Origin of the sequence: Nocardia sp. CA-136227 (assembly GCF_050955695.1) — a bacterium.
Classification (GTDB): domain Bacteria; phylum Actinomycetota; class Actinomycetes; order Mycobacteriales; family Mycobacteriaceae; genus Nocardia.
The window spans coordinates 20,420-42,398 of the sequence record NZ_CP192081.1 but is presented as its reverse complement, the minus strand read 5'-3'; the positions used below and the strand labels follow the sequence as shown (position 1 = coordinate 42,398).

The following is a 21,979-nucleotide window of genomic DNA, read 5'->3' as shown; positions in this document are numbered from 1 at the left end:
GTTTCACGTTGAACACGGAAACATCCGGGCCACAGCCTTTTTCGACTACTCCGCCGCGGTCTTGCGGGTCGCCGCGCGGTAGGCGACGAACGCGGTCAGCAGCAGGATGACCGCCGTCGAGGTGGCAGCCAGATGGATGCCGCTGACGAACGCCGTGTGCGCCGAGTTCAACAGCTCTCCGGCCGCGGGTTCCGGTAGCGCCCGGGCGGTCTCGATGGCCCCGCCCAGGGACTCGCGCGCCGCGTCCGCCTGACCCGACGGCACGTGCGTCAGATCCAGACCGCCGCGGAACGCCGCCATCACGGCGCTGCCCAGCACCGCCACGCCCAGGGCGATACCCATCTCCATCGCGGTCTCCGAGATGGCGGCGGCATTGCCCGCGCGCGCCTCCGGAGCAGTGCTCACGATCATGTCGGCCGACACCGTCAGGGCCACACCCTCACCCAGTCCGATCAGCAGGAAGCCGACGATGAACGGGGTCACCGAACCCGAGGGATCGGTGGGCAGCAGCCAGTACAGGCCCGCGCCGAGCGCGACCGTCGCCAGGGAGCCCGCGAGCACGGTCGCCGGACGCCAGTACCGGACCAGCCAGGCCGCGGAGAGTGCGCCCAGCATGGAACCGACCGTGCCCGGGATCAGCAACAGTCCGGCCTCCAGCGGCGACTTACCCAGCACCAGCTGCAGATACTGCGAGCCGAAGAACAGCACACCGGCCAGCGCGAACACCGACAGCAGGTTGGTGAACACCGCGGCCCGGAAGGCGGGCAGCCGGAACAGGTCCAGGTCGATGAGCGGAGCCGACAGCCCGCGCTGACGACGTACGAACAACACGCCCGCCGTCACACCCACACCGGCGCTGATCAGCAGGTTCAGGCTCGGACCGTGGGCCGCGAACTCCTTGACCGCGTACACCACCGGGATCAGGGCCAGCATCGACAACCCAGCGCTCACCAGGTCGAATCGGCCCGGGTTGGGGTCCCGCGATTCTGGTACCAGGACCGGTGCCAGGACCAGCAGCAGCGCCATGACGGGCAGGTTCACCAGGAACACCGAGCCCCACCAGAAGTGCTCGAGCATCCAGCCGCCGAGCAGCGGGCCGAACGCCGCACCGGAGGCGGCCATCGCACCCCAGACCGAGATGGCCAGGGTGCGCTGACGGGCGTCGGCGAACATCGACCGGATCAGGCCCAGGGTGGCGGGCATCAGGGTCGCACCGGCGACACCCTGCAGGACGCGGGCGGCGATGAGCATTTCGGGGCTGATCGCCCAGGCCGCGAGCGCCGACGCGGCCGCGAATCCGGCCGCGCCGATGAGCAGCAGGCGCCGGCGGCCGATGCGGTCGCCGAGGGTGCCCATGGTGACCAGCAGGCCGGCCAGCACGAACGAGTAGACGTCGATGATCCAGAGCAGCTGCGGGGTGGTGGGCGCGAGGTGCGCGGTGATCGAGGGGACCGCCAGGTCGAGCACGGTGGCGTCGACGGCGATCAGCAGCAGCGCCAGGGCCAGCACGGCGAGCCCGGCCCAGTCCCGGGGGCGCGCCTTGGGCGCGGCGTGCGGGGTCACGGGCCGGTCGAGGGTCGAAGGAGTTCCGGAACGCGCGGTCGAGTGGGTGGTCATCAGCTTTTCTCTCTCGGTTCTGAACCGTCCAGACGGTACAGTACCAGCCTGAACCGTCCAGCCGGTACAGTCAACCCCGTGACCACCCGCGACCCCGCCGGCACCCGCGACCGGATCCTCGACGCGCTCGAGAACCTGCTGCTCGACAGGGGCCTGTCCCAGGTGACCCTGGAGAACGTCGCCGCCACCGCCGGCGTCTCCAAGGGCGGACTCCTCTATCACTTCAAGAGCAAGGACGCGCTGCTCGCCGGACTGCTGCGCCGCGTCACCGAACGGGCCGACCAGCAGGTGCGCACCGCGATCGAACAGGGCCGATCGGTGGCCGAGTGGTATCTGCAAGCGCCACACCCCGACAACGAATCCGACGCCGTCGAGCTCGCGCTGTACCGATCCATGCTCGCCGCCATGCGGACCGTCGACGCCCCGGCCGACGGCGTCCAGGCCGAGACCGACCGGGCCATCACCGAGGTGATGACCTCCTGGAAGACGGCCCTGGACAACGAGATCGACGACCCGGTGCGGGCCGAGATCGTGCGGCTGGTCGGCGACGGCGTCTACCTGCGCGCACTGATGGGAATGCCGCCGATCGAACCGGACCTGTACCGCCAGGTCGTCGCCCGGCTCCTGGGGCCCGAGTCCGGATAGACTCGGGCCCGTGTTGCCGACCGCCGCCGACTCCGTCGGTTCGCCGACCGGCTCGGTGGGGGAACCGACTTCGACCGACCCGGCTGTTGTTCCGATTCGCCCGATGCAGTTCCGGGAACTGCTGGACCTCCCGTTCGCGCTGATCCAGGCCCGGATCACGATCCTGGCGGCCCTGCTCGGGGTGGCCTGGGTGGCCGCCGTGCTGGTGTCCGTCGCGGGCACCGCGGCCGCCGCCGCGATCACCGGTGATTCCGACCTCGGAACCTTCTGGGGCGCGCTGCTCACCAGCCTGCTGTGTGCTTGGGCGCTACGGTTTTTCGTACGCGGGGTGACCGTGCCCGCCGGACTGGATGTCGTGTACCGCAGGCCGTCGAGCTGGCGTGGCGTACTGCGCCGACTGCGCTCCGGAGCCGGACCGCTGCTCGCCTACCAGGTGATGTACACGCTGATCGGAGTCGGCGTGCTGGCCGTGGGCACTCCCCTGATGTTCACCGCGCCGTTCGCGGTCATCTGGCTGGCGTGGCTGCGTGGACGGCGATTCACGCTGGTGCCCAGCGTCTTCGACGGTTCGATCGGCTACCGCGAGGCCGCCCGGCGGGCGAAACTGCTTGCGGGCGGGACGGAATGGCAGTTGGTCGGGCTGTGGCTGTACCTGCGCGTCCTGCTGCTGGTGCTGATCGTGCCGCTGCTGGCGTTGCCGCAGTTCATCACCGACTTCTCCGGCACCCACCGCTGGACGGTGACGGTGCTGGTCCTCTCGATCGCGCTGCTCGTGGTGGCGATCGGCGAGCTGGTGGAATCCGCCACCCAGGTCGTCACCTACGTGGACCGGCGCTGCCGCCGCGAAGCCTGGGACATCCGGGTACCCACGGGAGGCGCCCGATGACCGAGCTTCCGCACGCCGCATCTCCCGGGTATGCCGCGCCGCCCGAGCCCGCGCTGGGCCCGGCCGCCGCGCACCTGGCCGCGGCCGAGGAGGCCGCCCGGCGCGGGGACTTCGGGGTGGCGCTGCGCGAACGGTATCGCGCCGTCACCCGCGGCCTGGAACAGCGCGGCATCCTCGACGAGGAGCGGGCCCGCACCGCGCGGGAGACGGCGCGGGCCGCCACCGCGGCGGTCCACGACGCGGGTGAACTGCCCTCGGCGGCACACAGTTTCGACGAGGTCGTCTACGGCGGCCGGTACGCCACCGAATCGGAGTACCGGCAGCTCGAACAGGCCGACCGGTTCTCGAGCGCGCCGCCGCCCAAGGCCGGGCCGGTCGAGCTCACCGAGAAGCGCAAGGTCCGCAAGACCAAGGCCGCCAAGGACAAACCCGCCCGCGAGCGCCCGGAACTGCCGGAGCTGCTGCGGGATTGGCGACTGTGGGCCGCGCTCGCCGCACTGCTGGCGGTCGTCGCGCTGGTGTACGCGCTCTCCCACCTCGGGCACGCGCCCGCGCCGACGCACCATCCGGACACGCCGCCGACGCATCAGCCGAACCCGAGCCGGGAACCGGACCGGCCGCCGAACTTCGGTAGCGGCGACGACTCCATCTTCGAGCGGCTGCCGGGCTGGCTGGCCTTCGGCGGTCTGCAGTTCCTCATCGCGTGGGTCGCGGTGCTGTGGTGGCGCGGCCGTCGGCGCGGCGCGATCGTGCGCGAACCGCTGCCGGTCGAGGCCCCGGCTCAGGAACTGCTGGCCGGACAGGCCGGGCTGTACCGGAAATCCCGCGATCACGACCATGTGGCCGCCAAACTGCGGGCGGCGGCGCTGCGCCGATTACGCCCCGTGCTCGGCGTCACCGCCGACACCCCGGCGGAACTGGTGGTCGGGGCGCTCGCCGTCCGCACCGGCGCGGACCCGGCCGTCCTCCGCGCCGCCCTCTACGACCCGGTCACCGACCGGGAGACCCTCGAACTCGTGGCGGCACAACTCGAATGGATCGAAGCGGAGGTCTTGTGACCAACCTGTCCAAGGACGTGGTGGACGCCCACCACGCCGGCACCCCGGCGACCGACGGTCAGGCGCCGACCGAGCAGGACGCGCAGCAGGCGCTGCTGGCCCTGCGCGCCGAGATCGGCAAGGCCGTGGTCGGCAACGATCATGCCGTCATGTTCCTGGTGCTGGCGCTGCTGTGCCGCGGCCACGTGCTGCTGGAAGGCGTTCCGGGCGTGGCCAAGACACTGCTGGTGCGGGCGTTGGCCACCGCGCTCGACCTGGAGCACGCCCGCATCCAGTTCACCCCCGACCTGATGCCCGGCGACGTCACCGGCTCCCAGATCTACGATCCGCACTCGGCCGAGTTCACCTTCCGCCGCGGCCCGGTGTTCACCAATCTGCTGCTGGCCGACGAGATCAACCGCACCCCGCCCAAGACCCAGTCCTCGCTGCTGGAATCGATGGAGGAGCGCCAGGTTTCGGTGGACGGCGTGCCACAGCCGCTGCCGGACCCGTTCGTGGTAGTCGCCACCCAGAACCCGATCGAGCAGGAGGGCACCTATCCGCTGCCGGAGGCGCAGCTGGACCGGTTCCTGTTCAAGGTCGACGTCCAATTGCCCGGGCGCGACGACGAATTCCGCATCCTGCAACGGCATGCCGCCGGCTTCGACCCCCGGGACCTGGCCGCGGCCGGACTGCGGCCGGTGGCCGGTCCCGCGCACATCGCCGCCGCCCGCGCCGCGGTCGCCCAGGTCGCCATCAGCCCCGAGGTGCTCGCCTACACCGTGGACCTGTGCCGGGCCACCCGCACCTCCCCCGCCGTGGCGCACGGCGCGTCCACCCGCGGCGCGACCGCGCTGATGGCGGCCGCGCGGGCCTTCGCCTGGTTGCACGGCCGCGGCTACGTCACCCCCGACGACGTGAAAGCCGTTGCGACGCCGGTGCTGCGGCATCGGCTGCACCTGCGGCCCGAACACGAGGTGGAGGGCGTCACCGCCGAGGGCGTGCTGGCCTCGCTGCTGATGTCCGTCCCGGTTCCGGTGTAGCCGGTGGTCGTCACCGGCCGGCTGGCCGCCGCCGCGGTGCTCGCGGCGCTGTTCGTCACCCTGGTGCTGCCGTCGTGGCTCGGCGTGCTGGTCGCCACGCTGGCGCTGGCCGCGCTCATCGGGCTCGACCTGCTGCTGCTGGGATCGCCGGGCGCGCTGGAACTCTCGCGCGAGCCGCTCACCAGCGTGCGCGCGGGCCGCAGCATCGACGTGGAACTGGCGGTGCTCAACGGCGGCGCCCGTCCGGTGCGCGGGACGCTGTGGGACGACTGGCCGCCCAGCGCCCACGCCCGGCATCGCACGCACCCGTTGCACCTGCCGCCCAACACCAGGATTCGGCTGCGCACCGAACTCACCCCCGCCTATCACGGCGACCGGGTGGCCGGTCCGGTGACGCTGCGCCTGCTCGGTCCGCTCGGGCTCGCCGGACGTCAGGTGCGCCGCGAGGTGCCCGCCCGTTTGCGCGCGCTGCCGCCGTTCCGCAGCGAGCCGCTGCTGGCTTCCAAGGTCAAGCAGTTGCAGCAGCTGGAAGGCCGCAACACCACCACGATTCGCGGCCAGGGCACCGAATTCGATTCGTTCCGTGAATATGTCGCGGGCGACGACGTGCGCACCATCGACTGGCGGGCCACCGCCCGCGCCAATGACGTGCTGGTCCGCACCTGGCGGCCGGAACGCAACCGGCACGTGGTGATGCTGCTCGACACCGGACGGGTGAGCGCGGGCCGCATCGGCGGCACCGATAGCGCAGGCGGCGGCACCCGCCTCGACGCCGCCATCGAGGCCGCCCTGCTGCTCGGCGGACTGGCCGCCGCCGGGGGCGACTCGGTGGACCTGCTGGCCTACGACCGGCGGCTGCGCACCGAGGTCCGCGGCGTCGGCGGAAAACGCCTGCAGCTCAAGCTGATGCACGCGCTCGCCGGACTCACCCCCGAGCTGGCCGACACCGACTATCGCGGCATGCTGCGCGCCACCCTGCAACGGGCCCGCCGCCGCAGCCTGGTGGTCTGGTTCACCCACCTCGACGCCGCCACCGTGCAGGAGGGCCTGCGGCCGGTGCTGCCGGTCCTGGCCGAACGGCACCGGGTGCTGGTGGTTTCGGTGACCGACCCGGAGGTGGCGGCCGCCGCCGTCCACCGCACCGGCCTGACCGATCTCTACACGGCCGCGGCCGCCGAGAACGTGATCGCGGAGGAGGCCGTGGCCCGGGAGACCCTGCGCCGCGCGGGCGTCCGCGTCATCACCGCGCCGCCGGACCTGCTGCCCGGCGCGCTGGCCGACGAATACCTCGAACTCAAACGGACCGGAGCGCTGTGACCGGCGCGGGTTGGGCGACCGGCTGCCGCGGCGGGAAGAACGGCGGCGGCAACTGCCGCCGCTGCCGCTCGGCCAGCACCGCGCCCAGGATCTGCAGGGGCGGATAGCCGTTCAGGGGCGCGGTGCGCAGGCTCGCGCACACCGAGACCACCAGCGCCCGGCCCAGCCCGTCCTGCACCTCGGGGGTCAGCGTGCGGAACCGCAGCAGATACTGCCGCACCGCGAACGCCTGGTCATCGGACAGCCCGGACAGGTCCAGCTGCCGCGCCCAGCCCGCCAGCCACGGCGGCGGCGCGGCCAGCGCGGCGAACGGCAGCCGGCTGCGGTCGTGCACCACCACGGTGCCCGCCAGCGCGTCCCCGACCCGGCGGCCCTGCGGCGAGCACAGCGACACCACGACGGCGATCAGACCGGTGCCCAGCGCCCAGAAGTCGACGATCCCGGCCAGGCCCCGGGTCACCGCGTGCTTGAAATCGATGGGCCCGCCGTCGGCGCGCACCACCCGCAGCCCCACCGCCATCTTCCCGAGCGAACGCCCGCGGGTGAGGGTCTCGAACACCACCGGATATCCGATGGCCGCGCACACCAGGCCCACCAGCATCGCCGCGTCCCGCCAGGCGGCGTCCGCGCCGATCCGCACCAGCACCAGCCGGAACAGCAGGATCAGCGTCACACCCAGCATGAACTGCACGATCAGGTCGAGCAGGAACGCCGTGGCGCGCGTCGGGATCCGCGCGATGGGCAGTTCGACGGCTACGGCCTCGCCGGTGGTGAAAAGTGCCATGGTGGTTAGCATTTTGTCAGCCGTAGCGCAGGAGGGGAACTCATGGATCTGGACGCTTACACCTTTGTCCACAGGCCTTCCTGGGATCGCCTGGATCGGCTGGCGGCGCGCGGCAAGCGGCTCACCGGCGCGGAGGCCGACGAACTGGTGCGGCTGTACCGGGTGGCCTCACAGCAGCTGGCGCGGTTGCAGACCCGGGAGGCCGATCCGGAGCTGATCGCCGGGCTGTCCGCGGTACTGACCCGGGCGCGCGGACGAATCCTGAGCGCGCGCATCGACACTCCCCACGAGATCGGGTACTTCTTCACGCACCGCTTCCCGGCCGCCGTGTACCGGGCCTGGCCGTGGTGGCTGTCGGTGGCGACCGTGTTCCTGCTCGGCGCGGCGGCGCTCGGCGCGGCGGTGGCCAATTCCGAGACGACGCGGAAGCGTCTCGGGCTGAACATGGATACAGATGCCTTGACGAGGCCGGGCGGCGAATTCGAGACCTACTACTACGAGCACTCACACGACGCGTTCGCGGCGAAGGTGTGGACCAACAACGCGTGGGTGTCGGCCATGGCGCTGTTCATGGGGGTGCTGGTGCTGCCCGCGCTCTACCTGTTGTTCATGAACGCGCTGAACCTCGGCGTCAGTGCCGGGCTGATGGCGGAAGCAGGCCGGCTGGAACCGTTCTTCGGCTGGATCCTGCCGCACGGAATGCTCGAGCTCACAGCCATTTTCGTGGCCGGCGGGGCGGGCCTGAAGCTGGGCTGGACGCTGATCGACCCGGGCCGGGAGAGCCGTCCGCAGGCGCTGGCCCGGCAGGGGCGCGCCACGGCGGTGATCGCGCTGGGCCTGGCCGGGGTGCTGCTGGTGTCGGGATTCCTGGAGGGCTTCGTGACGCCCAGCGGATGGCCCACCGCGGTGCGGGTCGGGATCGGGGCGGTGGCCGAACTCGGTTTCCTGGCCTACGTATTCGGGCTCGGTCGCCAGGCGGCGAGAGAGATGGACGACACAGCGCGAGCGATGAACGACGCGGCGCGGGAGTCGGGCCCGGAGCACATCACGGGCAATTCGATCGGGAACCATCCGGAACCGGCTGTGAGAGTGGCGACTTCGTAGTCGCGAGCACCGTTCGGATTGAGTTCCACTGGCCGCAGCGAGTCCGGCTCAGCTGCGGCCAGCGTTGCCGTTGACTCTACACAATCGTTATGGCTACGCAACCTCCGACTTGCCCACCGGGCGTATAACGCGACCAGGCGAAATGCACCCTCCCCGTAGGGAACCCGGCACCATCGCTAATTCTCCGCATACCCTTTGCGGGCGGTCTGCGGAGGGCCCCGAAACTATCCCAGCGGTTGCGTTTCAGGACCCGTTTCAACCGATTGCGCGCGATGCGTTTCGAACGCCGTCATCCGGTTTGCAGAAAACTCGCAAATTCTCCGCTCACCACCGGTTCAACCCCCGTTAAGCTGGCGTTTCGTCCCAGCTCAGCCTGATTGCCAAGCAGTCGCTTGGGGTCAAACAAACCTCAAGTTTGTTTCGAATGGTTTTAGCTAAATGATCATCAGGCAACGCTGGACAGTAATCGGGCGCATACCCGAGGCGACATCCTCCGGCAAACGATTTTCACCCCTCGCGAGGCCCAGAAACGGCCTCTGGCAACGCCTCTCGAAACCCACCCCCGACAGGGTGTGCGACGTTCGTCACATCCATGGATTCCCGGATCAGCCGGACAGACCGGACCGAGACCGGGTCCGGACACAGAACGAGACCGGGTCCGGACAAAGAAGAAGGCCCCCGATCCGGTGGGATCGGGGGCCTTCCTCGTGGTGGGCGAAGGGGGACTTGAACCCCCACGTCCTTACGGACACTGGCACCTGAAGCCAGCGCGTCTGCCATTCCGCCACTCGCCCGAGCGACGAGAAGAACGTATCACGGGGTTTGCGCCAAAACGAAATCGCCTGGTTATCGGGGGTGCGCATGCTTCGCTGCGCAGTGGGTACGCCCCGGGAACCTGGGCTCGCCGCCAAGAGTTACAGGTGTGGACGATCGTGGATATCATGCAAAGACCGTGTCCTTCCGGCGACACGCCATGCCTGCGTGTTGCGTTCCGGGACGCTCCACGCACGACTATTGGCAGGTCAGAAACGACACGACCCGGGAAGGAGGGGCGATGGGGTTCGTTTCCCGCTTCGAGCGCCGCCTCCAGGGTGCTGTCGGTGATGTCTTCGCCCGTGCGTTCGGCGGCAGTGTGGTTCCCCAGGAGGTCGAGGCCGCACTGCAGCGTGAGGCCGGCGACCATGTCCAGGATCTGGGCGGGGGACATCTGCTGGCTCCCAACAGCTACGTCATCACTGTCAACGAGTCCGATCTCCGGCAACTCGTGCACGGTGAAGGCCAGCCGGATCAGCAGGTCGCCACGGAGGATTACCAGCTCACCGTGCGTGCGTTCGCCAAACATCTGCAGGACCACATCCGTGAGCAAGGGTGGCAGACCTACGGCGAAGTGCACGTGGAGTTCGAGGCATCCCCTACGCTGCACACCGGACAGTTCAGGACGCGCGGCCGGGTGGATCCGGACGCGGGCAGGCGGGCCAGCCCGTCACCGGGACCTGAACGCCCACAACGACCCAACCCGCAACCAGGAGCTGGCCCCATGACGCAGAACTCAGGCTACGACCCCAGCCGTGAGCCCGCGGAGTCCGATCCGCGGAACCGCGGGTACGCACCCCCGCCTGCGGGCCGGCCCGGTCAGCAGGGGTACGGCGAGTACGGCTACGGCCAGTCCGAGCAGGGCTACGGCGAGTACCAGAACGGCTACGACTACCAGCAGCAGGGCGGCGGCTACGGCGCCCAGCAGCAGGGCGGGTACGCCGAGCAGGGCTACGGCCAGCAGCAGGCGGGCTACGGCGCGCCCGATCAGGCCTACGGCCAGCAGCAGGGCTATGCCGACCAGCAGGGCTACGGCGACCAGCAGGGCTACGGCCAGCAGCAGGGCTACGGCGACCAGCAGGGCTACGGCGACCAGCAGGGCTACGGCCAGCAGCAGGGCTACGCCGACCCGGGCTACGGCCAGCCGCAGGGCTACGGCCAGCAGGGGTACGAGCAGGGCGGCGGCTACGGCGGCCAGCAGCAGGGCGGGTACGCCGACCAGGGCTACGGCGGCCAGCAGCAGGGTTATGCCGACCAGGGCTACGGCGGGCAGCAGCAGGGCTACGAGCAGGGTTACAGCGACCAGCAGGGCTACGGTCAGCAGGGCTATGACCAGCAGCAGGCGGGTTACGGCGCGGCTCCCGCGCGGGGCGCCTCGGGCTACTCGGCGACGCTACAGTTGGACGACGGCTCCGGCCGCACCTACCAGCTGCGCGAGGGCAGCAACATCATCGGTCGTGGGCAGGACGCGCACTTCCGGCTGCCGGATACCGGAGTTTCCCGGCGGCACATCGAGGTTCGCTGGGACGGTCAGACCGCGATGCTCTCGGACCTCGGTTCGACCAATGGCACGCTGGTCAACGGGTCTCCCGTCCAGGATTGGCAGCTGGCCGACGGGGATGTCATCCGCGCCGGGCATTCCGAGATCCTGATCCGGATCGTCTGATCCCGTAAGCTCGCGGTGCAGGTCACGATATGACTAGGAATTCCTCGGTCGTATCGTGATCGCAACCGGTCGACGGCCCTATGATGCTGCCATTACGCGCGGCGGACTCTGGCCGCGCTGACACGCAACACACCGGTTGGGGGTCACGGAGCCATACCTCCGTAACTGCCCCGTACCTACGACACGGTCGAACAGGAGGTGGAGCACCGTGCAGGGACTGATCCTGCAATTGACCCGTGCGGGGTTCCTGCTGCTGTTGTGGCTGTTCGTGTGGGCGGTGCTCCGGACCCTGCGCAGCGATATCTACGCGGCTTCCGGCCTTCGGGTCGCGCCTCGGGCCGCAGGCGGTTCCGCGGTGCTCCCATCTTTTCGCCGGGGCCAGAAGGGCGCCAAATATCTCGTGGTGACTCAGGGTTCTCTCGCCGGCACTCGAATCTCACTCGGCCAGCAGCCGGTGCTGATCGGGCGCGCGGACGACTCCACACTGGTCCTCACCGACGACTACGCCTCCACCCGCCACGCGCGACTGTCTCCGCGCGGTGAGGATTGGTACGTCGAGGATCTCGGTTCCACCAACGGGACCTACCTCGACCGGTCGAAGGTCACCACTCCGGTCCGAGTTCCACTCGGTACCCCTGTCCGTGTCGGCAAGACAGTGATCGAGCTGCGATCGTGACACTTGTTCTCCGCTACGCAGCGCGCAGCGACCGTGGTCTCGTCCGAGCCAATAACGAGGACTCCGTCTACGCCGGTGCGCGACTGCTCGCGCTGGCGGACGGCATGGGCGGCCACGCCGCCGGTGAGGTCGCCTCGCAGCTGATGATCGCCGCACTGGCGCATCTGGACGACGACGAGCCCGGCGACGACCTGCTCGGCAAGCTGAATCGTGCCGTGCACGAAGGCAATGCGTCCATCGCCGACCAGGTCGAGGAGGAGCCGGAACTCGACGGCATGGGCACCACGCTCACCGCCATCCTGTTCGCCGGCCGCAAACTCGGCCTCGCCCACATCGGCGACTCCCGCGCCTATCTGCTCCGAGGCGGTGAACTGGCCCAGATCACCCGTGACGACACCTTCGTGCAGTCGCTGGTGGACGAGGGACGAATCACCCCGGAACAGGCCCACACTCATCCCCAGCGCTCGCTGATCATGCGGGCGCTCACCGGCAACGAGATCGACCCCACCCTGGTGGTGCGCGAGGCCCGGGCCGGAGACCGCTACCTGCTGTGCTCGGACGGCCTGTCCGACGTGGTCAGCGACGAGACCATCGCCAACACCCTGCGCGAGGGCACCACCGACGAGGCGGCCGACCGGCTCATCGAATTGGCCTTGCGCAGTGGCGGTCCCGACAACGTGACCGTGGTGGTCGCCGACGTCATCGACCTGGACTACGGCCAGAGCCACCCCATCGTGGCGGGCGCGGCGTCCGGCGAGGACGAGGACACTCCCCCGCCGAACACCGCCGCCGGCCGGGCCGCCGCCATGCGCCCGCCGCGGGCCACCCCGCGCCGCACGGTGGCGCAGCCCGAACCCGAACCGCCCAAGAAGAGCCACAAGCTGCGCTGGCTGGCGCTGTCGCTGGCCCTGCTGGTGGCCGTCGGCGCGGGTCTCACCGTGGGCTACAACATGATTCGCAGCAACTACTACGTCGGCGTGGACGGCGAGAAGGTGGTCGTGCTGCGCGGCCTGCCCGGTTCGGTGCTGGGCTACTCGATCCGCGATGTGGATCAGGTCGGATGTGTCACGCGCTCCGGTGAATTGACGCTGGCCGCGCCCGGTGACAAGTTCGCCGCCGGTTGTGTCTCGCTGACCCGTGAGGCGCTGCGCCCCAGCGGCCGGGATTCGGTCGACAAGGGTCTGCCGCCGGGCTCGCGGGACGACGCCATCAAGCAGATCCGCATGCTGGTGTCGACCGAGCTGCTGCCGCCCTGCGACACCAAGGCGCAGGCTCCCAGCACCCCGACCACGACTCCGGCCCCGCCCGCCGACCCGAACCAGCCGGGCGCCTCGGTCACCCCCACCCCCGCCGCGCCGACCGCCGTCCCCGGCGGCCTCAGCGGCGGTGAACGGACCGGCGAGAACCACCCGCTGGAGCACAAGTCCGAGCAGCCGAACCCGCCGGCCACCACCGTTCCCACCACCACGGCACCGCAGAACCCGGGGCAGAACTGCAGGACGGCGGACTGATGTCCGCACCGGCACCGCCGTTCACTGGGGCCTTCCCCAGTCCACCCGGCGGATTCGCTCCTGCGCCGCCGCCCGCCACCCGGCGCAATGTCGAGTTGCTGCTGTTGGGGCTGGCGGCCCTCATCACCACCGTGTCCCTGGTGTTGGTGGAGGCCAGTCAGGAGCAGGCGATCACCTGGGAGATCGCCAAGCTCGGTGCCGCGTACCTGGCCCTGTTCGGCGTCGCGCATCTGGCGGTGCGGCGGTTCGCGGCGTTCGCGGATCCGCTCCTACTACCGATCGCGGCGCTGCTGAACGGGTTGGGCCTGGTCGTGATTCACCGCGTGGACCTAGCGCAGGCCCAGGACGCCGCCTTCGCCAACCTGCCCATCCCCTCCCCCGACGCCAACCAGCAGGTGCTGTGGACGGGGTTGGGGATGGTGGTCTTCATGGGGTTGTTGATCGCGCTGCGCGATTACCGCAGCCTGGCCCGCTACTCCTACACGGTCGGCCTGCTCGGGTTGGTCGCGCTCGCGCTGCCGGCGCTGCTGCCGGACCGGTACTCCATGGTGAACGGCGCGAAGATCTGGATCCGGCTGCCCGGCTTCAGCGTTCAGCCCGGCGAGTTCGCCAAGATCGCGCTGATCGTGTTCTTCGCCGGGGTGCTGGTGTCCAAGCGCGACCTGTTCACCGGCGCGGGCAAGCACGTGTTCGGCATGGAATTGCCGCGCATGCGCGATATGGGACCGATCCTGCTGGTGTGGGTGGTCTCGGTGGGCGTGCTGGTGGTCGAGAAGGATCTGGGCACCTCGCTGCTGATCTTCGCGACCGTGCTGTGCATGCTCTACATCGCGACCGAGCGAGTGGGCTGGGTGGCGGTCGGGCTGGTGCTGCTGACCATCGGATTCGTGTTCGCCTACAACACGTTCGGGCATGTGCGGGTCCGGGTCTCGACCTGGCTGCACCCGTTCGACGACTACTCCAGCACCGGCTACCAGATCTCGCAGTCGATGTTCGGCCTGGCCACCGGCGGTCTCGCGGGAACCGGTCTGGGCAGCGGGAATCCGTCGAAGGTGCCGTTCGCGAAGACCGACTTCATCATCGCCGCCATCGGTGAGGAGCTGGGCCTGATCGGCCTGGCGGTGATCCTCGTGCTGTTCTGCATCCTGTCGGTGCGCGGCATCCGCACCGCGCTGGCCATCCGCGACAGCTTCGGCAAGTTGCTCGCGTCGGGGCTGGCCTTCACCATTGCCATTCAGGTGTTCGTCGTGGTCGGCGGAGTCACCAAGCTGATTCCGCTGACCGGGTTGACCACCCCGTTCATGTCGTACGGCGGTTCGTCGCTGCTGGCGAACTACGTCCTGCTGGGAGTGCTGATCAAGATTTCCGACGCGGCCCGCCGCCCGGCGCCCGCCCGCAAGCGGGCCGAGCCGATCGCGGACGCGTCGACACAGATGCTGCGCAAGGTCGAGGGGGGTGCCGGGTGAACACGCCTCTGCGCCGGGTGGCGCTGGCGGTGATGGCGATGATCGTCGCGCTGCTGATCAACGCCACCTACGTGCAGGTCCAGATCGGCCCGATCGGCAAGGCCGACAGCCTGCGCAACGATCCGCGCAACGATCGGGTGCTGCTCGACGAGTACGCCCGCCAGCGCGGCCAGATCTCCGCGGCCGGAACGGTGCTCGCGAGTTCGGTCGCGACCGACGACCGCTACAAGTACCTGCGCACCTACCCGACCGATCCGATGGCCTACGCGCCGGTGACCGGTTTCTACTCGCTGCAGAACGGCAACAACGGACTCGAGCACACCGAGGACTCGGTGCTCAACGGTTCGGACAACCAGCTGTTCGGGCGGCGGCTCATCGACCTCATCTCGGGCCGGGATCCGCGCGGCGGCAATGTGGTGACCACGATCAACCCGCTGATGCAGAAGGTCGCCTACGAGCAGCTGACCGCGAAGAAGCTGACCGGTTCGGTGGTGGCGATCGAGCCGAGCACCGGGCGCATCCTGACCATGGTGTCCACGCCGTCCTACGACCCGAACACCCTCGCCGGGCACGACGCCGGCCGGGTCGAGGACACCTACAAGCAGCTGGACAAGGACACCGGCAAGCCGCTGATCAATCGCGCCGTATCCACCACCTACCCGCCGGGTTCGACGTTCAAGGTGGTGGTCACCGCGGCCGCGCTGTCCAACGGCATCGCGAAACCGGAGGACCAGTTCACCGCCGCGCCGCGGATCACCCTGCCCGGCACCCAGACCACGCTGGAGAACTACAACGGCAGCCACTGCGGTCCCGGCGACAGCCAAACCGCTTCGCTGACAGAGGCTTTCAAGTACTCGTGTAACACGGCTTTCGTGGAACTCGGTATCAAGGTGGGGACCGCGAAACTCAAGGACGAGGCGAGCGCGTTCGGGATCGGCAAGGATCTGCACAACAGCATCCCGATCCCGTGGACCGACAGCACCGTGGGCGACATTCCCGACAACGCGGCGCTGGGTCAGAGCAGCATCGGACAGCGCGATGTGGCCCTGACCCCCTTGGACAACGCGGTCATCGCGGCCACCATCGCCAACGGCGGCGTGCGGATGAAGCCCTATCTGGTCGACCAGTTGCAGGCGCCGGACCTCAGCACGCTGAGCACCACCAAACCGACCTCGGTGGGCCAGGCGGTCACCCCCCAGGTGGCCACCCAGATCACCAATCTGATGCTCGAGTCGGAGAAGAACACGCAGGGAGGGACGCAGCCGCGCCCGTATCAGATCGCGTCGAAGACCGGAACGGCCGAGCACGGCTCGGATCCGCGCAACACCCCGCCGCACGCCTGGTACATGGCGTTCGCACCGGCGCAGAACCCGAAGATCGCCATCGCGGTGATCGTCGAGAACGGCGGCGACCGGGCCCTGGCCGCGACCGGCGGCTCGGTGGCCGCACCGATCGCGCGGGCCGTGCTGGACGCTGGGCTTGGGGGCTGAGAGACATGAGAGTGCAAGGTAGACAGGGTCACGAATGCTGAACAACGGTGCGTTGATCGCGGATCGGTACCGGCTGCAGCGGCTGATCGCCACCGGCGGCATGGGCCAGGTCTGGGAAGCTCTGGACACCCGGCTGGACCGCCGGGTCGCAGTGAAGGTGCTCAAGGCGGAGTTCTCCACCGACCCCACCTTCCGGCAGCGCTTCCGTACCGAGGCGCGGACCACCGCGCAGCTGAATCACCCGGGCATCGCGAGCATTTACGACTACGGCGAGACGCAGGATCCGTCCGGCGGCGAGATCGCCTATCTGGTCATGGAATTCGTGCAGGGCGAGCCGCTCAACGCGGTGCTGTCCCGGCTGAACCGGCTCTCGGTGGCCCAGGGCCTCGACATGCTCGAGCAGACCGGGCGGGCGCTGCAGGTGGCGCACCTCGCGGGTGTCGTGCACCGGGACGTGAAGCCCGGCAACATCCTCGTGACGCCGACCGGTCAGGTGAAGATCACCGACTTCGGCATCGCCAAGGCCGTCGACGCCTCCCCGGTCACCAAGACCGGCATGGTGATGGGCACCGCCCAGTACATCGCGCCGGAGCAGGCCACCGGTGAGGACGCCACCGCCGCCTCGGACGTGTACTCGCTGGGCGTGGTCGGCTACGAGTCGCTCGCGGGCGCACGGCCGTTCACCGGCGACGGCGCGCTGACCGTCGCCATGAAGCATGTGCGGGAGGCCCCGCCGCCGCTGCCCGCCGACCTGCCGCCGAACGTGCGGGAGCTCATCGAGATCACCATGGCCAAGGAGCCGGGCCAGCGCTACGCCAATGGCGGCGAGTTCGCCGACGCGGTGTCCGCGGTGCGTTCGGGTCGCCGGCCCACGCCGCCCGGCGGGCTGCCGTCCGCGGCCATGACCGGCGCCACCCGGGTGCTGCCGCCCGGACCGACCATGATCATCCCGGGCGCGCGGGCCGACCAGGCCACCGCCCGCTACGCCCCGCCGACGCAGCAGCCGATGCGCGGGCCGATGGAACCGCCCGCCGCCCAGACCACCGTCATGTCCGGACCCCGCACCCCGGTCGGTCCGATGACGGTCCCCGGCGTCGAGGGCGCCGGCTCGGGTCGATTCACCAACGGCCAGAAGGCCGTCGCCGGACTGGGAGTGGGTGCGCTGATCCTCGGCGCGGCCGTCGCCATCGTCCTGATGAGCAGCTCCTCGCACGAGACCACGCCGCCCGCCCGCACCAGCGCGGTGGTCGCGCCGCCGGTGATCACCCCGACCACCACCACGGCCCCGCCGACCACCACCACCCGGGAACGGCCGGTGCCGCCGCCGGTGGTGACCACCGTCGAGCCGCCGCCGACCACCACGGTCGAGCCGACCACCACCCCGCCGCCGGTCACCACGACGACGCCGCCCAAGACCACCCCGCCGGTCACCACCACCCCGGCGAAGCCCACGACCACCAAGCCCGACCGGTGGCCGTGGCCGGGCCAGGGCGGGGGCGACCTACCATCATTGCCAGTGACTCCCGGCGCGAATTCCGGCGGCGCGAATTCCGGCGGAGCGGTGAGTCCCGGCAGTAACCGCAGTCCGGTGTACGCACAGGACCCCTATTCATCCTCAGTCGCGCAGCAAGGATTGCCATGACGACCCCGAAGAACCTCTCCTCCCGCTACGAGCTGGGCGAGATCATCGGGTTCGGTGGCATGTCCGAGGTCCACAAGGCCCGGGATCTGCGGCTGGGCCGGGATGTGGCGATCAAGGTGCTGCGCGCCGACCTGGCCCGCGACCCCACGTTCTACCTGCGCTTCAAGCGTGAGGCGCAGAACGCGGCCGCCCTCAACCATCCGGCCATCGTCGCGGTGTACGACACCGGCGAGGCCGAGATCGACGGCGGGCCGCTGCCCTACATCGTGATGGAGTACGTCGACGGCGACACCCTGCGCGACCTCGTGCGCGGCAAGGGACCGCTGCCGCCGCGGCGCGCCATGGAGGTCGTCGCCGACGTGTGCGCGGCGCTGGACTTCTCGCACCGCAACGGCATCGTGCACCGGGACATGAAGCCCGCCAACATCATGATCAACCGGGCCGGCGCGGTGAAGGTGATGGACTTCGGCATCGCCCGCGCCATCGCCGACAGCTCCAACCCCATGACCCAGACGGCCGCCGTCATCGGCACCGCCCAGTACCTCTCCCCCGAGCAGGCCCGCGGCGAGCAGGTGGACGCGCGTTCGGACGTGTACTCGGTGGGCTGCGTGCTCTACGAGATCCTCACCGGCGAACCGCCTTTCACCGGCGATTCCCCGGTCGCGGTCGCCTACCAGCACGTCCGGGAGGATCCGCGGCTGCCGTCGCAGGTGCATCCCGGGGTGCCGCGCGAGCTCGACTCGGTGATCCTCAAGGCGATGAGCAAGAACCCGGCCAACCGGTATCAGACCGCGGCCGAGATGCGCGCCGACCTGATCCGGGTGCTGGGCGGGCAGAAGCCCACCGCCCCCATGGTCATGACCGACGAGGACCGCACCGGCTTCCTCGACGACGACCTGCCGCCGCCGCGCAGCTATCGCACCGTCGAACGCCGCGACGACACCACCGAACAGGAGATCGTCGAGGCCAACCCGCGCCGGCGCACCGCGCTCATCGGCATCCTCGGGGTGGCCGCGGTCGCGGTGGTCGGCATCCTGCTGTGGATGCTGGTCGGCCCCGGGTCACGGGCCGATCAGGTCACCGTGCCCGACGTCGCCAACCAGAACTACCAACTGGCGCAACGCGATCTGGAGAAGGCCGGTTTCACGGTCGCCATCCAGCAGAAGAACGACCCGAAGGTGGCATTGAACAATGTCATCGCCACCCAGCCGCTGGGCGGATCGCGGGTCGGCAAGGGCAGCACCATCACCCTGCAGGTGTCCGCGGGACCGCAGCAGGTGACGGTGCCGAAGCTGGCCGGGCTCACCCGGCAGCAGGCCGAGCAGACCCTGAATTCGCAAGGGCTGCGGATGAATCCCGACGTGAGGCGGGAGGCCTCCAGCGCCGACGACAAGGACAAGGTCGTCTCGTCGACCCCGGACGCGGGCCAGAAGGTCGACACCGACGGACAGGTCACCATCACCCTCGGTTCGGGTCCGGACAAGGTGGTCGTCCCCAATGTGGTCGGGCAGTCGATCGAGGTCGCGCAGTCCACGCTGGGCGACACCGCGCTGTTCAAGGTCGTGGTCCAGGAGGTGCCGAACAACCAGCCCAAGGGCACGGTCATCGCCACCAACCCGTCCGCGGGCACCCAGGCCGACAAGGGCTCCACGGTGACCGTGCAGGTGTCGAGCGGCGATCAGATCACCATGCCCGACCTGCGCGGCCTCACCCCGGCGCAGGCCGTGGACATGCTGCGCAAGAGCGGCTGGAACGGGCAGGTCAGCCAGAACACCATGAGCACGCTGAACGCGGGCGAGGTCGGGCGGATCCTGGCCCAGCAGCCGACCGCGGGCTCGTCGCTGGGCAAGTCCCAGACGGTGACCATCACGACCGGGGTGCTGTCGCTCGGCCCGCCGTGATTCGGATTCCATTGTGAGAACAGGGGTTCGCGGACGATCCGCGAACCCCTGTCTTGTTTCATGTGAAACCTCGCGCGGACGAAACCTACAGCCGCAGATGCCGGTTCATCGACATGGCCTCCTCGGCCAGATCGGGCAGTTCGACCACCTCGACGCCGTGTTCGCGCAGCCGCTCCACCCCGACGCAGTTGTCCACGAAGGTGCCCGGTTCCCGCCAGGCGATCACCACGCGCCGGATCCCGGCCCGCAGAATCCGATCCGTGCAGGGCAGCCGATCCTGGCTCGCGCGCTGCGAACACGGCTCGAGGGTGCTGTACAGGGTGGCGTGCCGCAGCCGCGGATCGTCCGCGGCCAGCTTGTTCAGCGCCGACTCCTCGGCGTGCACCTTGTCGTCGGTCTCCCGCGACCACCCGTGCTCGATCTCCACCCCGTCCGCGCCCACGATCACCGCGCCCACCGCGAACGCGGTGTCGCTGTGCGGGCACAACCGCGCCAGACCGATGGCGTGCCGCATCCAACCGCGATCCAGCCGTGCCTCATCCGACATCGGAATCCTCCTTCGGCAGGTAGTGCAGCAGGGCGATATCCCCGATCCGGGCCACATCGGCCAGCTGCATGCGGTGACCGGTCCCGCCCGGGAAGGCGGCGGGTCCGAGGAAGCGCGGGGCGGCCGGGTCGCCGACCACCAAGGGCGCCACGGCCATCCAGATCTCGTCGACCAATCCGGCGGACAGGAAGGCGGTGTGGATGGATCCGCCGCCCTCGACCATCAGGCTCTCGACACCATGTTTGCCCAGGTCGTCGAGCAGGGCCGCGAAGTCGATCGCCGCGCCCAGGGAGATCACCTCGGCCAGACCGGCGAGCCGGTCGCCGAGGCGGGCGGCCCCGGAATCGGTGGTGTAGACCAGTCTTTCGCCGCCGCTCTGCCAGAAGCGCAGCTCCGGGTCGAGCTCGCCGCGCGCGGTGACGATCACCCGCACCGGATAGTCGGGCTTGCCCGCGGCGACCCGCTGCAGGCGGCGGTCCGAACTGTTCACGAGCAGCCGGGGATTGTCGCGGCGCAGGGTTTCCGCGCCGATCAGGATGGCGTCGGATTCGGCGCGCAGGGCGTCGACCCGATCGAAATCGGCGGCGTTGGACAGCAACAGGCGATCCGGGCTCGCGTCGTCGATGTAGCCGTCGACGCTGACGGCCACCGACAGCATGACCCGCGGCCTCACGCCGCGTCCCCGTTCATGACGCTGTCTCCATGTGGCATGAGCGGGGGGCCTGCGTGGTTACGCAGGCTGCCTCCTCCGGCCCCTGACCGCTCATGCCAGGGCCGCGACCTCCGCCTCCAAGGTCTGCACCAGCCCCTCCGCCGGCCGCTCGCCGCACACGCCCAGCCAGTTGGCGAGCATGCGGTGCCCGCCCTGGGTGAGCACGGATTCGGGGTGGAACTGCACACCGTGGATGGGCAGATCGCGATGCCGCAGAGCCATGACGATGCCGGATTCGGTGCGGCCCAGCACCTCCAGCTCCGGCGGCATGGTCTCCTCGAGGACGGTCAGGGAGTGGTAGCGGGTGGCGGTGAAGGGATCCGGTAGCCCGGCCAGCACGCCCGCGCCGATGTGGAAGACGCTGCTGGTCTTGCCGTGCAGCAGTTCGGGAGCGCGGGTCACGGTGGCGCCGAAGGCTTCTCCGATGGCCTGGTGTCCCAGGCACACGCCGAGCAGCGGGGTGGCGTGCTTCGCGGCGGCGTGCACCAGCGAGATGGAGGCGCCGGCGCGGTCGGGGGTGCCGGGCCCGGGGCTGATCAGCACGCCGTCGAAGTCCTGCACGACCTTGTCCACATCCGCGAGCTGCGGGTCGTCATTGCGCCAGACCTCGGCGTCCACACCCAGCTGTCCGAGATACTGAACCAGGTTGAACACGAAGCTGTCGTAGTTGTCGACGACCAGTACACGCATGATTCGAGAGTAGTTGGCGCGGCCGCCGCCGTCGCACGCAATACCGCCGAACCGTGTCGCCACAATCGCCCGCGCCCTCCCCAACGACACTTTCCCCAGGGTTCCCGGGATAATGTCTACGCAGACAGAACGCCGAAAACGAGGACGTCATGCCGAAGTCGAAGGTCCGGAAGAAGACCGATTACACGATCAACCCGGCCAGCCGCACCCCGGTGCGGGTGAAGACGGCTGGTCCGTCGCCGGTCTGGTACGTCTCCATCATGCTGGGCTTCATGCTCGCCGGTCTGGTGTGGCTGCTCGTCTACTACCTGGCCAACGAGCAGATCCACTGGATGAGCGATCTGGGCGCGTGGAACTTCCTGATCGGATTCGGCCTGATGGTGGTCGGTCTGATCATGACCATGCGCTGGCGCTGAATGCCCCGCACGGGTG

The 21,979-nt window shown here is 69.7% G+C and carries 19 protein-coding genes and 1 tRNA gene; 14 read left to right on the top strand and 6 right to left on the bottom strand.

Annotated elements, in window-relative coordinates; translation table 11 throughout:
- Window positions 1-45: 45 nt before the first annotated feature.
- On the bottom strand, window positions 46-1,617 hold the full coding sequence (locus tag ACQP06_RS00195; protein WP_433669575.1) for an MFS transporter: 1,572 nt from the start codon (window positions 1,615-1,617) through the stop codon (window positions 46-48).
- 78 nt (window positions 1,618-1,695) lie between these two features.
- On the opposite strand from ACQP06_RS00195, the gene ACQP06_RS00190 reads away from it, so the two are divergent.
- Genes ACQP06_RS00190 through ACQP06_RS00170 form a run of 5 tightly spaced genes read left to right on the top strand, consistent with a single transcriptional unit; the run spans window position 1,696 to window position 6,545 of the window.
- Complete coding sequence (locus tag ACQP06_RS00190; protein ID WP_433669573.1) at window positions 1,696-2,262, top strand: TetR/AcrR family transcriptional regulator; 567 nt, start codon at window positions 1,696-1,698, stop codon at window positions 2,260-2,262.
- 10 nt (window positions 2,263-2,272) lie between these two features.
- Window positions 2,273-3,148: a hypothetical protein gene (locus tag ACQP06_RS00185; RefSeq protein WP_433669571.1), complete on the top strand. Its 876-nt coding sequence runs from the start codon at window positions 2,273-2,275 to the stop codon at window positions 3,146-3,148.
- Complete coding sequence (locus ACQP06_RS00180) at window positions 3,145-4,206, top strand: DUF4129 domain-containing protein (protein ID WP_433669570.1); 1,062 nt, start codon at window positions 3,145-3,147, stop codon at window positions 4,204-4,206. Before ACQP06_RS00185 ends, ACQP06_RS00180 begins: the two co-directional genes overlap by 4 nt.
- The gene (locus ACQP06_RS00175; RefSeq protein WP_433669568.1) at window positions 4,182-5,228 is read left to right on the top strand and encodes an AAA family ATPase; all 1,047 of its coding nucleotides are present in this window, start codon (window positions 4,182-4,184) and stop codon (window positions 5,226-5,228) included. The genes ACQP06_RS00180 and ACQP06_RS00175 overlap by 25 nt, the downstream gene beginning before the upstream one ends.
- A gap of 3 nt (window positions 5,229-5,231) precedes the next feature.
- Window positions 5,232-6,545 carry a DUF58 domain-containing protein gene (locus ACQP06_RS00170; RefSeq protein WP_433669566.1) on the top strand — a complete coding sequence of 438 codons (1,314 nt, stop codon included), beginning with the start codon at window positions 5,232-5,234 and terminating at the stop codon, window positions 6,543-6,545.
- Here the strand turns inward: ACQP06_RS00170 and ACQP06_RS00165 are convergent.
- Complete coding sequence (locus ACQP06_RS00165; protein ID WP_433669565.1) at window positions 6,523-7,329, bottom strand: RDD family protein; 807 nt, start codon at window positions 7,327-7,329, stop codon at window positions 6,523-6,525. The two genes, ACQP06_RS00170 and ACQP06_RS00165, sit on opposite strands and share 23 nt — an antisense overlap.
- A gap of 42 nt (window positions 7,330-7,371) precedes the next feature.
- On the opposite strand from ACQP06_RS00165, the gene ACQP06_RS00160 reads away from it, so the two are divergent.
- Window positions 7,372-8,433, top strand: coding sequence for a stage II sporulation protein M (locus tag ACQP06_RS00160; protein ID WP_433669563.1), 1,062 nt, complete (start codon window positions 7,372-7,374; stop codon window positions 8,431-8,433).
- 708 nt (window positions 8,434-9,141) lie between these two features.
- Here ACQP06_RS00160 and ACQP06_RS00155 read toward each other — a convergent pair.
- A tRNA-Leu gene (locus ACQP06_RS00155) sits at window positions 9,142-9,227 on the bottom strand.
- Between the two features lie 260 nt (window positions 9,228-9,487).
- Between ACQP06_RS00155 and ACQP06_RS00150 the strand changes: the two genes are divergently transcribed.
- The 7 genes from ACQP06_RS00150 to pknB all read left to right on the top strand — a co-directional run bounded on the left by ACQP06_RS00150 (window position 9,488) and on the right by pknB (window position 19,598).
- Entirely contained in the window at window positions 9,488-10,912 is a 1,425-nt protein-coding gene (locus ACQP06_RS00150; RefSeq protein WP_433669561.1) for an FhaA domain-containing protein, read from the top strand.
- Window positions 10,913-11,120: 208 nt separating this feature from the next.
- Window positions 11,121-11,588 carry an FHA domain-containing protein FhaB/FipA gene (locus tag ACQP06_RS00145; protein WP_213558686.1) on the top strand — a complete coding sequence of 156 codons (468 nt, stop codon included), beginning with the start codon at window positions 11,121-11,123 and terminating at the stop codon, window positions 11,586-11,588.
- On the top strand, window positions 11,585-13,099 hold the full coding sequence (locus ACQP06_RS00140; RefSeq protein WP_433669559.1) for a PP2C family protein-serine/threonine phosphatase: 1,515 nt from the start codon (window positions 11,585-11,587) through the stop codon (window positions 13,097-13,099). The genes ACQP06_RS00145 and ACQP06_RS00140 overlap by 4 nt, the downstream gene beginning before the upstream one ends.
- Window positions 13,099-14,565, top strand: a complete 1,467-nt coding sequence (locus tag ACQP06_RS00135) for an FtsW/RodA/SpoVE family cell cycle protein (protein WP_433669557.1) — start codon at window positions 13,099-13,101, stop codon at window positions 14,563-14,565. The genes ACQP06_RS00140 and ACQP06_RS00135 overlap by 1 nt, the downstream gene beginning before the upstream one ends.
- A complete protein-coding gene (locus tag ACQP06_RS00130) occupies window positions 14,562-16,055 on the top strand; it encodes a peptidoglycan D,D-transpeptidase FtsI family protein (protein WP_357088452.1) in 1,494 nt (497 codons plus the stop codon). Before ACQP06_RS00135 ends, ACQP06_RS00130 begins: the two co-directional genes overlap by 4 nt.
- Before the next feature lie 34 nt (window positions 16,056-16,089).
- Complete coding sequence (locus ACQP06_RS00125) at window positions 16,090-17,697, top strand: protein kinase domain-containing protein (RefSeq protein ID WP_433669555.1); 1,608 nt, start codon at window positions 16,090-16,092, stop codon at window positions 17,695-17,697.
- Complete coding sequence (gene pknB / locus ACQP06_RS00120; RefSeq protein WP_433669554.1) at window positions 17,694-19,598, top strand: Stk1 family PASTA domain-containing Ser/Thr kinase; 1,905 nt, start codon at window positions 17,694-17,696, stop codon at window positions 19,596-19,598. The genes ACQP06_RS00125 and pknB overlap by 4 nt, the downstream gene beginning before the upstream one ends.
- A gap of 85 nt (window positions 19,599-19,683) precedes the next feature.
- Here pknB and ACQP06_RS00115 read toward each other — a convergent pair whose 3' ends face one another.
- The 3 genes from ACQP06_RS00115 to ACQP06_RS00105 all read right to left on the bottom strand — a co-directional run bounded on the left by ACQP06_RS00115 (window position 19,684) and on the right by ACQP06_RS00105 (window position 21,547).
- Window positions 19,684-20,145: a dCMP deaminase gene (locus tag ACQP06_RS00115; RefSeq protein WP_433669552.1), complete on the bottom strand. Its 462-nt coding sequence runs from the start codon at window positions 20,143-20,145 to the stop codon at window positions 19,684-19,686.
- Window positions 20,135-20,818: a RibD family protein gene (locus tag ACQP06_RS00110; protein ID WP_433669550.1), complete on the bottom strand. Its 684-nt coding sequence runs from the start codon at window positions 20,816-20,818 to the stop codon at window positions 20,135-20,137. The genes ACQP06_RS00115 and ACQP06_RS00110 overlap by 11 nt, the downstream gene beginning before the upstream one ends.
- Window positions 20,819-20,908: 90 nt before the next feature.
- A complete protein-coding gene (locus ACQP06_RS00105) occupies window positions 20,909-21,547 on the bottom strand; it encodes an aminodeoxychorismate/anthranilate synthase component II (RefSeq protein ID WP_433669549.1) in 639 nt (212 codons plus the stop codon).
- A 149-nt stretch (window positions 21,548-21,696) separates the two neighbouring features.
- Between ACQP06_RS00105 and crgA the strand changes: the two genes are divergently transcribed.
- The gene (crgA, locus tag ACQP06_RS00100; RefSeq protein ID WP_357088463.1) at window positions 21,697-21,963 is read left to right on the top strand and encodes a cell division protein CrgA; all 267 of its coding nucleotides are present in this window, start codon (window positions 21,697-21,699) and stop codon (window positions 21,961-21,963) included.
- Window positions 21,964-21,979: the final 16 nt, after the last annotated feature.